This is a genomic window from Burkholderia catarinensis, from assembly GCF_001883705.2.
Classification (GTDB): domain Bacteria; phylum Pseudomonadota; class Gammaproteobacteria; order Burkholderiales; family Burkholderiaceae; genus Burkholderia; species Burkholderia catarinensis.
In genome coordinates this window covers 26,949-38,670 of sequence record NZ_MDEQ02000019.1, presented here as the reverse complement: position 1 = coordinate 38,670, position 11,722 = coordinate 26,949, and the positions used below count along the sequence as shown (strand labels likewise).

Below are 11,722 nucleotides of genomic sequence, written 5' to 3'. Positions count from 1 at the left end.
GTTGCGCGGACGCAAGCTTAAGTGATTGACTGAAAAAGGTAAAACAGGTATGCTTTCCCGCTTTTCGTCGGCAGGCTTCCGTAGTGGTGCCTGTCGGGTCTTCGGAAGTAAAGTACGTCATCGGTAGATGAGCCGTACGCGAGCGGCGCCAAGCCGGATCCGCAAGTCAGCCTGTAGGCAGGAGCGCACATGAACACTTCTTCTGGCAAACCTGCTGCTGCGCCGCTGGATCCGCACGCGGTCGACCTGTTCGAGTTCGCCCGCAGCGGGCGGCAGGCCGCCGGTGCGTTGCGCCTCTCGCAACTGCCGCGCATGTTAAACGAAGTGCCGGCGGACGCGCCAGATCGCGACACGGTCTTCACGTGGCAGGCGGAAGGGTTCACCCAGAAGGAGTTGCAGGACGACGGCGCCGATGGGCAGCAGCCGTATCTGCGCCTTGCGGTGCACGGCCAGGCATGGCTGACGTGCCAGCGCTGCGTGACCCCGTACGACCAGGCGTTCGGCGTCGACATGGTGTACCGGGTCGTCGCGACCGAAGAAGAAGCTGAAGAATTCCCGCTCGACGACGATGAAGCCGATGTGATCGTGGGCTCACGCCAGTTCGATCTCGTCGACTTGATCGAAGAGGAGTTGCTGCTTTCGTTGCCGCTCGTGCCCAAGCACGAGGTTTGCCCGGCAGTTCACGAAAGCCTCGTGTCGGGTGCGAGCGGTCCTGCGGAAGAGGCGGACGAAGAGTCCGGCGAAGCCGAGGACGAAGGCAAACAGCCGAATCCGTTCGCAGCGCTGGAAGCGCTGAAGAAGGGCGGTGACGGCACCAAGAAACATTAAGCAGTTGTGGCGCGGGAAGGCGTAAGGGCTTTGGGCCAGGGTAGTCGAGCGCCGGATCGGGCTGTGTTAGAATCCGGAAAATTATTTAGGAGTTAGTCATGGCAGTCCAGCAAAACAAGAAGTCGCCGTCGAAGCGCGGCATGCACCGTTCGCACGATTTCCTGACGGCATCGCCGCTGGCAGTCGAGCCGAGCACGGGTGAAGTGCATCTGCGTCACCACGTCAGCCCGAACGGCTACTATCGCGGCAAGAAAGTCGTCAAGACGAAGAACGACTAAGCGTCAAGTCACGCGTTGCGCGCTACGTTTGCCGTTCGCGTGACAACTGGTTCGCTTGACACTTTCCTGGCGCAACAAAAAGGCGGCATTCAACTGCCGCTTTTTTGTGCCTGAAATTCGTCGCATTCCATGACCGTAAAGCTCACAATCGATTGCATGGGAGGCGACCACGGCCCGTCCGTGACCGTTCCCGCGGCAGTCAAGTTCGTCCGCGCGCATCCCGATGCGCACCTGATGCTCGTCGGCATCGAAGGCGCGATCCGCGCTCAGTTGAAGAAGCTGAAAGCCCTCGACGATCCCGCGCTGACCATCGTGCCCGCCACCGAAGTCGTGGCGATGGATGATCCTGTCGAAGTGGCGCTGCGCAAGAAGAAGGATTCTTCGATGCGCGTCGCGCTCAACCACGTCAAGGAAGGCGCGGCGCAGGCCTGCATTTCCGCCGGCAATACCGGCGCGCTGATGGCCGTTTCCCGTTACGTACTCAAGACGCTGCCCGGCATCGAGCGGCCCGCGATCGCGTTCGCGCTGCCGAACCCGACCGGCTACACGATGATGCTGGACCTCGGTGCGAACGTCGACTGCGAGCCGCAGCACCTGCTGCAGTTCGCGGAGATGGGGCACGCGCTCGTCGCCGCGCTCGAAGGCAAGGAGCGCCCGACGATCGGCCTGCTGAACATCGGCGAAGAGGTCATCAAGGGCAACGAGACGATCAAGCGCGCAGGTGAACTGCTGCGCGCCAGCACGCTGAATTTCCGCGGCAACGTGGAAGGCAACGACATCTACAAGGGCACCGTCGACGTGATCGTGTGCGACGGCTTCGTCGGCAATGTCGCGCTGAAGACGTCCGAGGGGCTCGCGCAGATGCTGTCCGACATCATCCGCGAGGAGTTCGGCCGTTCGCTGATGTCGAAGCTGATGGCGCTGCTCGCGCTGCCTGTCCTGATGCGTTTCAAGAAGCGCGTCGATCACCGCCAGTACAACGGCGCGGCGCTGCTGGGGCTGAAGAGCCTCGTGATCAAGAGCCACGGTTCGGCCGATGCGTACGCGTTTGAGTGGGCGATCAAACGCGGGTATGATGCCGTCAAAAACGGCGTGCTGGAGCGCCTCGCGCGCGCAATGGCGGATAATTCAGTATCGCTCGGCGGCGAGCACGATGCGGGCGGCGCGGGCCATGCAAGCCCGGCCGCAGGTCATCACGCCGAACCTTCCGCTGCGCAATCCTCTAAAGCATAAATGGCCCAATCGACCCTCTATTCCCGCGTGCTCGGCACGGGCAGCTACCTGCCGCCTGACCGCGTCACGAACCAGCAGTTGACCGATCGTCTCGCGAAAGAAGGCATCGAGACGAGCGATGAATGGATCGTTGCGCGCACGGGCATCCATGCGCGCCATTTCGCCGCACCGGACGTCACGACGAGCGACCTCGCGCTCGAGGCGTCGCGCCGTGCGATCGAGGCGGCCGGCATCGATCCGCAGTCGATCGACCTGATCATCGTCGCGACTTCGACCCCCGATTTCGTGTTCCCGAGCACCGCGTGCCTGCTGCAGAACAAGCTCGGCATCAAGAACGGCGGCGCGGCATTCGACGTGCAGGCCGTGTGTTCGGGCTTCGCGTACGCGATGGCAACGGCCGACAGCTTCATCCGCAGCGGCCAGCACCGCACGGCGCTCGTGATCGGCGCGGAGACGTTCTCGCGCATTCTCGACTTCAAGGACCGCACGACCTGCGTGCTGTTCGGCGACGGCGCGGGCGCGGTGATCCTGTCCGCATCGGACGAGCCGGGCGTGCTCGGCAGCGCGCTGCATGCGGACGGCAGCTATGCGCATATCCTCTGCACGCCGGGTAACGTCAATCGCGGCGTGATCGAAGGCAGCGCGTTCCTGTACATGGACGGGCAGGCCGTGTTCAAGCTCGCGGTCAACGTGCTCGAAAAGGTCGCGATCGAGGCACTGGCGAAGGCGAATCTCGCGCCCGAGCAGATCGACTGGCTGATTCCGCACCAGGCCAACATCCGCATCATGACCAGCACCTGCCGCAAGCTCGGCCTGCCGCAGGAGCGCATGGTCGTGACGGTCGACCAGCACGGCAACACGTCGGCCGCGTCGATCCCGCTGGCGCTCGACACCGCGGTGCGCGACGGCCGCATCCAGCGTGGCCAGCACGTGCTGATCGAAGGCGTCGGCGGCGGCTTCACCTGGGGCGCGTCGGTCTTCCGCTTCTGATCCGCGGCGCACGATTGCTGCGCGCGGATCCCACCGGCGCGCCGTTCGTGCGCGCCGTCCGAATCGATTCAATTGGGGACGATATGAAATTTGCATTCGTTTTTCCGGGGCAGGGCTCGCAGGCGGTCGGCATGCTCAATGCATTCGCCGATCTGGCCGTCGTGCGCGAGACGCTGCAGGAAGCGTCCGATGCACTCAATCAGGATCTCGGCAAGCTGATCGCCGAAGGCCCGGCCGAAGAGCTGAATCTCACTACCAACACGCAGCCCGTGATGCTGACCGCCGCTTACGCGTGCTACCGCGCGTGGCAGCAGGCAGGCGGCCCGGCGCCGTCGATCGTTGCCGGACACAGCCTCGGTGAATACACGGCGCTCGTCGCGGCGGGCGCGCTCGCGTTCAAGGACGCGGTGCCGCTCGTGCGCTTCCGCGCGCAGGCGATGCAGACGGCCGTGCCGGTCGGCCAGGGCGGCATGGCCGCGATCCTGGGCCTTGATGACGACACGGTGCGCGCGGTATGCGCCGAAGCCGCGGAAGCGGGCGTCGTCGAAGCCGTGAATTTCAATGCGCCCGCGCAGGTCGTGATCGCCGGCAGCAAGGCCGCGGTCGAAAAGGCATGCGAGATCGCGAAGGCGAAGGGTGCGAAGCGCGCGCTGCCGCTGGCTGTGTCGGCGCCGTTCCATTCGTCGCTGCTCAAGCCGGCATCGGACCAGTTGCGCGACTATCTCGCGAACGTCGACGTGAAGGCGCCGCAGATTCCGGTCGTCAACAACATCGACGTCGCCGTGGTCAGCGATCCGGCCGCGATCAAGGATGCGCTGGTGCGCCAAGCCGCGGGCCCGGTGCGCTGGGTCGAGTGCGTGCAGCACATCGCCGGCACGGGCATCACGCACGTGATCGAATGCGGTCCGGGCAAGGTGCTCGCGGGCCTGACGAAGCGCATCGACGGCAACCTGACGGGTGCGTCGGTGTTCGATCCGGCTTCGCTCGGCGAAGCGCTCAAGCTGGTGACCGCCTGACGCGGCGCCTGTTCTCAAGAAACGGATATTCGATTCATGGAAAAGACTCTCGATAAACAGGTTGCGATCGTAACCGGCGCATCGCGCGGCATCGGCCGGTCGATCGCGCTCGAACTCGCGCGCCTGGGCGCGACGGTGATCGGTACCGCGACGAGCGAATCGGGCGCCGCGGCAATCACCGCGGCGTTCGCGGAAGCGGGCGTCACGGGCCGCGGTGCGGTGCTGAACGTCAACGACGCGGCGGCTGCCGAGGCGCTGATCGATGCGACCGTGAAGGAATTCGGCGCACTGAACGTGCTCGTCAACAATGCGGGCATCACGCAGGACCAGCTCGCGATGCGGATGAAGGACGAGGACTGGGACGCGGTGATCGACACCAACCTGAAGTCGGTGTTCCGCCTGTCGCGCGCGGTGCTGCGCCCGATGATGAAGGCGCGCGGCGGCCGCATCATCAACATCACGTCGGTGGTCGGCTCCGCCGGCAACCCGGGCCAGGTCAACTACGCGGCCGCGAAGGCCGGCGTCGCGGGCATGACCCGTGCGCTCGCGCGCGAGATCGGCAGCCGCGGCATCACCGTGAACTGCGTTGCGCCGGGCTTCATCGACACCGACATGACGAAGACGCTGCCGGAAGAACAACAGGCCGCGCTCAAGACCCAGATTCCGCTCGGCCGCCTCGGCAGCCCGGAAGACATCGCCCATGCCGTCGCGTTCCTCGCATCGCCGCAGGCCGGTTACATTACCGGCACGACGCTGCACGTGAACGGCGGCATGTACATGTCGTAACGATTTTCGTTTACTATCCGCGCCGTATCCCGTTTTTCAGGCGGATCGGCGCTTGATCGGCCATCAAGCCAACGCGCGTTTTGGCGTCAGCAAACCTGATAAAATGCGCGCACTTGTAAATCTGAACTTTCCCTCGGAGGGGTAATGGACAACATCGAACAACGTGTCAAGAAGATCGTCGCTGAACAACTGGGCGTCGCGGAAGCCGAGATCAAGAACGAAGCTTCGTTCGTGAACGACCTGGGCGCCGACTCGCTCGACACGGTCGAACTGGTGATGGCTCTGGAAGACGAGTTCGGCATGGAAATCCCGGACGAAGAAGCAGAGAAGATCACGACCGTTCAGCAAGCGATCGACTACGCTCGCGCAAACGTCAAGGCGTAAGCGCCTTTCGCGCTTGTCCGCCACGTCGCCGCGATCTTCGCGATTGACGCGCCATCCTGCCGGCTTCGCGCCGGACGGGCTAACAGCCACAGGGCTCGCAGGGCTGGTTCCTGTGGCCACTGTGGCTTTTGTTTTTGTCATCCAATAATGGAAAAGAGGTTACCGTGAGCCGCCGTCGTGTTGTCGTTACAGGCCTGGGGCTGATTTCGCCTGTTGGCAATAGTGTTGCCGACGGCTGGGCCAATCTCGTCGCCGGCAAGTCCGGTATCGCCACCGTCACGAAGTTCGATCCGTCGAACCTCGCCGTCCATTTCGCGGGCGAAGTGAAGGGTTTCAGCGCCGAGGAGTACATCCCGGCGAAGGAAGCCCGGAACATGGATACGTTCATCCATTACGGCATCGCCGCCGGTGTCCAGGCTATCAAGGACAGCGGGCTGGACGTGAACGAAGCCAATGCGGAACGCATCGGCGTGCTGGTCGGTTCCGGCATCGGCGGCCTGCCGATGATCGAAGATACGCACCAGACCTACGTCGATCGCGGCGCACGCCGGATTTCGCCGTTCTTCGTGCCGGGTTCGATCATCAACATGATCTCGGGTCACCTGAGCATCATGTTCGGCCTGAAGGGCCCGAACCTCGCGGCCGTGACGGCCTGCACGACCGGCTTGCACAGCATCGGTCTCGCGGCGCGCCTGATCCAGGCGGGCGATGCGGACGTGATGGTCGCGGGCGGCGCCGAATCGACGGTGTCGCCGCTCGGCATCGGTGGTTTCGCGGCCGCGCGCGCGCTGTCGACCCGCAATGACGATCCGGCTACCGCGTCCCGTCCGTGGGACAAGGACCGCGACGGCTTCGTGCTGGGCGAGGGCGCAGGCGTAATGGTGCTCGAAGAGTACGAAGCGGCGAAGGCGCGCGGTGCGAAGATCTATGCGGAAGTCTCGGGCTTCGGCATGACGGGCGACGCGTACCACATGACCGCGCCGAACATGGACGGCCCGCGCCGCTGCATGGTCGCGGCACTGCGCGACGCCGGCGTGAACGCGGACGAAGTCCAGTACCTGAACGCGCACGGCACGTCGACGCAGCTGGGCGACAAGAACGAGTCCGACGCGGTAAAGGCGGCCTTCGGCGAGCACGCGTACAAGCTCGTCGTGAACTCGACGAAGTCGATGACGGGCCACCTGCTGGGCGGCGCGGGCGGCCTCGAATCGGTGTTCACGGTGCTGGCGCTGCACAACAACGTCTCGCCGCCGACCATCAACATCTTCAACCAGGACCCCGAGTGCGATCTCGATTACTGCGCGAACACCGCGCGTGACATGAAGATCGACGTCGCCGTGAAGAACAACTTCGGCTTCGGCGGTACCAACGGCACGCTGGTGTTCAAGCGCGTCTGACGCAGAAGCGCTTGACGAGTCCATTTGATGCTCCGGCCGGGCGTCCGCAGCGCTTTGCGTTGCGGGCCTCGGCCGTGTCGTATCTCGTGCTGGCGGTGTTCGTCGCATCGGCTGCCGCGTCGGCCTACCTGTTCTGGGCGCCGCGCGCAGGCGCTGCCGCCGGCGCATGCGTGTCGGCCGCGACGGCCGCGCTGCTGGCCGTGTGCGCCGCGCGGGCCTGCGCCCGCCGGCTGCCGGCCGAGTTGCGGATCGACGCATTCGGGGAAATTGCGGCGTTTGGCCGCACCGGGCGGCTGCTGGCTCGCGGCCGCGTGACGGGCCATGCGCACTGGAGCAGCCTGCTGCTCGTGCTGTCGGTCGGGCAGGGCGCCCGGCGGGCCCGGCCGCTGCTGATTCCGGCCGATGCGCTCGACGCCGCGTCGTTCAGCGCGCTGTCCGTGCTGGCGAGAACGGCGGGCGCGGCGGGCGTGGCGGGGCGGGCATGACGACGGCGCCGTTACCGACCGTAACCAGCGGTCGGCGCGGGAGCGCTACAATAGCGCTCCGCGTTGCATCCCTAGTTAACGGATTTGTCAGGTGAGTGAAAAAGAAATCGATCAGGCTCTGGTCGAGCGCGTACAGAAGGGCGACAAGGCGGCGTTCGAACTCCTGGTCTCCAAATACCACCGGAAGATCATTCGGCTGATCTCGCGCCTCGTGCGGGATCCCGCCGAGGTCGAGGATGTGGCCCAGGACGCGTTCATCAAGGCGTATCGTGCGCTGCCGCAATTTCGCGGCGAATCCGCGTTCTATACGTGGTTGTACCGGATTGCCGTCAACACGGCGAAGAACTACCTTGCGACGCAAGGCCGCCGGGCGCCGACCTCTACCGAGGCCGATGCGGAAGAAGCGGAAACTTTCTCCGACGCAGACCAACTAAGGGATATCAACACGCCTGAGTCGATGTTGATGAGCAAGCAGATTGCCGAGACGGTCAACGCTGCAATGGCTCTCCTGCCCGAAGAGTTACGCCAGGCGATTACGCTGCGCGAGATCGAGGGCCTGAGCTACGAAGAGATCGCGGAAATGATGGGCTGTCCGATCGGGACGGTCCGGTCGCGGATTTTCCGCGCGCGCGAGGCAATCGCTGCTAAATTGCGTCCGCTGCTCGATACGCCCGAAGGCAAGCGCTGGTAAGCGCGACAGGCGGAACGACGCGGGTCGGGGTCTAGTTACGGATAGAGTCGTGAAGTCACGACGGGGTGTGCAAGATGGGGAGCATCATGGGATCGGTCAATACGCAGTCGCAAGCGAGCTCGCGCGGCGAGCGCCTTTCCGCGCTGGTCGACGGCGAAATGTTCGATGGCCCGGATAACGGGCAGTTTCTGGCTGAGCTCAACCGCGCGGATCGCGCTGCGTGGGCCGATTACCACCTGATCGGCGATGCGCTGCGCTCGGACGAGCTTGCGCTGTCGCCTGCGCTGAGCGTCGCGTTCACCGCGCGCATGTCGGCTGCGCTCGAAAGCGAGCCGCACCTGCTCGCGCCGGCGGCCGCGCCTGTCGCGCGCAAGCTGCTGTCGCTGCGCCGGCGCGTCGTGCCCGCGTTCGCGGTAGCCGCCGCGGCGGCCACGCTGACGTGGATCGTCGTCCCGCAAATGCAGACGGCCGGTACCCCGGGTGCCGTTCAGGTCGCGTCGGCCGGTGCGCCGCAAGGCGGCAACCTGCAACGCGTGACGGTAGCCCAGGCATCGGCCCAGCCGGGGCTGCAGGACGTCAACATCATTCGCGACGCCAGCCTCGACCAATACCTTGAAGCGCACCAGCAATTCGCACAGCAGCCCGTCGTCACGGGTTCGATGCCGCTGATCCGCGCTGCCGTGACCACCACGCCAGGCCAATAAACCCGATGCGGACATTGCAGTTGAATCACGCCATCTCCGGATGGAAGCGGCTGCCGGCCCTCCTGCTTTGCGCGGCCGCCCTGTTGTCCGTTCAATCCCTTCCTGCCAGCGCCCAGCAACCGGACGATCCCGTCGCGACCCGCAAGGGTGCCGCGGACTGGCTCGACCGTGTCCAGCAGGCGGCGCAGCAGCAGAGCTACGAGGGCACGTTCGTCTACCAGCGCGGCGGGTATGTCCAGTCGTCGCGGATCGCGCACGTCGCATCCCGCGACGGCGAGTTCGAGCGGATCGAGACGCTCGACGGCAAGCCGCGCAAGCTGCTGCGGCATAACGACGAGTTGTACACGTTCGTGCCTGAACGCAAGCTGTGCGTGGTCGAGCGCCGTCAGACGCGCGATTCGTTCCCGGCGCTGCTCGGCGCGAGCGGCGAGCACGTGATGTCCGTCTACGATGCGAAGTCGCTCGGCAAGGACCGCGTGGCCGGGATCGACGCGCAGGTCGTCGAGCTCGTGCCGAAGGATGCATACCGCTTCACGTACAAGCTGTGGGCCGACGCGCGCACGGGGCTGCTGCTGCGTTCGCAGACGCTCGATGCGAACGATCACGTGCTCGAGCAGATTGCGTTCTCGCAATTGCAGACGGGCGGCGCAAGCGGCGACAAGGCCGCGATCGTGGCCGGCATGCGCAACCTGAGCGGCTGGACGGTCGTGCGCCCGCCGGTCGCGACGGTCGACATGGAGGCGCAGGGCTGGCAGCTTGCGCCGAGCGTCGCCGGTTTCCAGAAGATTCGTGAAGTGCGCCGGCCGATGGCCGCGCGCGACGCGGGCGATCCGCCGATTCCGGTCGATCAGGCCGTCTTCACCGACGGTCTCGCGACCATCTCGGTTTTCATCGAGCCGGCCGAGAAGAATACGCGCAAGGAAGGCGCGGGCAGCACCGGCGCGACGCACGTTCTCGTGAAGCGCCGCGGCGACTACTGGATCACCGTGCTCGGCGAAGTGCCGCCGGCTACGTTGCAGCAGTTCGCGTCTGCCATAGAATACAAGGCTTCCAAGTAACGCTACGGCTTCCGACATGATGAAACTCACGCTGCGCAAATGGCTCGCGGCGGCGGCGCTGTCTGCCTGCCTGCCGCTCGTGCCGCATACCGCCGTCGCGGTGACGGCTCCCGCCGCCAGCCTGCCCGACTTCGCCGATCTCGTCGAAAAGGTCGGGCCAGCCGTCGTGAACATCCGGACCACCGCCAACGTGCCGACGAGCAGCGGCCCGCGCGGAATGCTCCCGCCGGGCTTCGACAACGGCGACATGTCGGAATTCTTCCGGCGCTTCTTCGGCATCCCGCTGCCGCAGGCACCCGGCAACGGGAGCGGCAACGGCAACGGCAACCCGAAGAACGCACCGGCGCCGGACAATCCGCCCGACACCGAGCAGAACCGCGGCGTCGGCTCGGGTTTCATCGTATCGGCCGACGGTTACGTGATGACCAATGCGCACGTCGTCGACGATGCGGACACCATCTACGTGACGCTGACCGACAAGCGCGAATTCAAGGCGAAGCTGATCGGCGTCGACGATCGCACGGACGTCGCGGTCGTCAAGATCCAGGCGTCGAACCTGCCTGTCGTCGCGATCGGCGACTCGAACAAGGTGCGTGTCGGCGAGTGGGTCGTCGCAATCGGCTCGCCGTTCGGTCTCGACAACACGGTGACGGCCGGCATCGTCAGCTCGAAGAGCCGCAACACGGGCGACTACCTGCCGTTCATCCAGACCGACGTCGCCGTGAACCCCGGTAACTCGGGCGGCCCGCTGATCAACATGCAGGGCGAGGTGATCGGCATCAATTCGCAGATCTACAGCCGTACCGGCGGCTTCATGGGCATCTCGTTCGCGATTCCGATCGACGAGGCGATGCGCGTGGCCGACCAGTTGAAGGCGACGGGCAAGGTCACGCGCGGCCGGATCGCGGTGGCGATCGGCGAGGTGACGAAGGACGTGGCCGATTCGATCGGGCTGCCGAAGGCCGAGGGCGCGCTCGTCAGCAGCGTCGAGCCGGGCGGCCCGGCCGACAAGGCGGGCATCCAGCCGGGCGACATCATCCTGAAGTTCAACGGCCGTCCGGTCGACACGGCGTCGGACCTGCCGCGCATGGTCGGTGACACGAAGCCCGGCACGAAGGCGACGGTCAGCGTGTGGCGCAAGGGTCAGGCACGCGATCTGCCGATCACGATCACGGAGACGCCGGCCGAGTCGACGGCGAAGGCCGAGCAGCGCAAGAGCACGCCGCAGAAGCCGCGCCAGACCAATGCGCTCGGTCTGACGGTCAGCGACCTCACGGCGGATCAGATGAAGTCGCTGAAGCTGAAGAACGGCGTGCAGGTCGACGGCGTCGACGGCCCGGCAGCGCGTGCGGGCCTGCAGCGCGGCGACATCGTGCTGCGCGTCGGCGATACCGACATCACGAGCGCGAAGCAGTTCGCCGACGTGACCGCGCAGCTCGATCCGCAGAAGGCGGTCGCGGTGCTCGTGCGGCGCGGCGACAACACGCAGTTCGTGCCCGTGCGGCCGCGCCAGAAGTAGCGCGCCGATGTTCACGCTCTACGGCCGCGGCTGGTGCCACCTGTGCGACGACATGCGCGACGCACTGGCGCCGGTGGCGGCCGAATTCTGCATCGCGGTCGAGTACGTCGACATCGACACCGATGCGGCACTCGTCGCCCGCTACGACGAGGACGTACCCGTGCTGCTGCTGGACGGTGCGGAGGTGTGCCGTCACCGGTTCGACGACGCGAGGGTGCGCGACGCGCTTGCGGCCCGGCACTGAGCCGGGTCTGTCACCGGACGGCGGCACCTCGTCCGGCGGGCGCCCGCGGCAGGGTGCCGTGCCGCGCGTCCGAAATACCGCCCGGCAAAGGCCTTTTCGGCTAAAATAA

The 11,722-nt window shown here is 65.6% G+C and carries 14 protein-coding genes; all 14 read left to right on the top strand.

Going from position 1 to position 11,722, the window contains the following annotated elements:
- The first annotated feature begins 189 nt into the window (after positions 1-189).
- Complete coding sequence (locus tag BFF94_RS26710; RefSeq protein WP_128843552.1) at positions 190-828, top strand: DUF177 domain-containing protein; 639 nt, start codon at positions 190-192, stop codon at positions 826-828.
- A 98-nt stretch (positions 829-926) separates the two neighbouring features.
- A complete protein-coding gene (rpmF, locus tag BFF94_RS26705; protein WP_047900174.1) occupies positions 927-1,106 on the top strand; it encodes a 50S ribosomal protein L32 in 180 nt (59 codons plus the stop codon).
- A 129-nt stretch (positions 1,107-1,235) separates the two neighbouring features.
- Positions 1,236-2,339: a phosphate acyltransferase PlsX gene (gene plsX / locus BFF94_RS26700; protein WP_128843551.1), complete on the top strand. Its 1,104-nt coding sequence runs from the start codon at positions 1,236-1,238 to the stop codon at positions 2,337-2,339.
- Complete coding sequence (locus BFF94_RS26695; protein ID WP_128843550.1) at positions 2,340-3,329, top strand: beta-ketoacyl-ACP synthase III; 990 nt, start codon at positions 2,340-2,342, stop codon at positions 3,327-3,329.
- Between the two features lie 83 nt (positions 3,330-3,412).
- Complete coding sequence (gene fabD / locus BFF94_RS26690; protein WP_128843549.1) at positions 3,413-4,345, top strand: ACP S-malonyltransferase; 933 nt, start codon at positions 3,413-3,415, stop codon at positions 4,343-4,345.
- A gap of 36 nt (positions 4,346-4,381) precedes the next feature.
- Positions 4,382-5,131: a 3-oxoacyl-ACP reductase FabG gene (gene fabG / locus BFF94_RS26685; protein ID WP_034183095.1), complete on the top strand. Its 750-nt coding sequence runs from the start codon at positions 4,382-4,384 to the stop codon at positions 5,129-5,131.
- Between the two features lie 144 nt (positions 5,132-5,275).
- Entirely contained in the window at positions 5,276-5,515 is a 240-nt protein-coding gene (acpP, locus tag BFF94_RS26680) for an acyl carrier protein (protein ID WP_004197638.1), read from the top strand.
- Positions 5,516-5,679: 164 nt separating this feature from the next.
- A complete protein-coding gene (gene fabF / locus BFF94_RS26675; protein WP_128843548.1) occupies positions 5,680-6,912 on the top strand; it encodes a beta-ketoacyl-ACP synthase II in 1,233 nt (410 codons plus the stop codon).
- 11 nt (positions 6,913-6,923) lie between these two features.
- Positions 6,924-7,397: a protein YgfX gene (locus BFF94_RS26670; RefSeq protein WP_219140059.1), complete on the top strand. Its 474-nt coding sequence runs from the start codon at positions 6,924-6,926 to the stop codon at positions 7,395-7,397.
- A gap of 91 nt (positions 7,398-7,488) precedes the next feature.
- The gene (rpoE, locus tag BFF94_RS26665; RefSeq protein ID WP_006490873.1) at positions 7,489-8,088 is read left to right on the top strand and encodes an RNA polymerase sigma factor RpoE; all 600 of its coding nucleotides are present in this window, start codon (positions 7,489-7,491) and stop codon (positions 8,086-8,088) included.
- An 86-nt stretch (positions 8,089-8,174) separates the two neighbouring features.
- Positions 8,175-8,792, top strand: a complete 618-nt coding sequence (locus BFF94_RS26660) for a sigma-E factor negative regulatory protein (protein WP_219140058.1) — start codon at positions 8,175-8,177, stop codon at positions 8,790-8,792.
- Positions 8,793-8,797: 5 nt separating this feature from the next.
- On the top strand, positions 8,798-9,850 hold the full coding sequence (locus tag BFF94_RS26655; protein ID WP_128845121.1) for a MucB/RseB C-terminal domain-containing protein: 1,053 nt from the start codon (positions 8,798-8,800) through the stop codon (positions 9,848-9,850).
- 16 nt (positions 9,851-9,866) lie between these two features.
- Entirely contained in the window at positions 9,867-11,369 is a 1,503-nt protein-coding gene (locus tag BFF94_RS26650) for a DegQ family serine endoprotease (protein WP_128845119.1), read from the top strand.
- A 7-nt stretch (positions 11,370-11,376) separates the two neighbouring features.
- On the top strand, positions 11,377-11,613 hold the full coding sequence (locus BFF94_RS26645) for a glutaredoxin family protein (protein WP_128845117.1): 237 nt from the start codon (positions 11,377-11,379) through the stop codon (positions 11,611-11,613).
- Positions 11,614-11,722 lie beyond the last annotated feature (109 nt).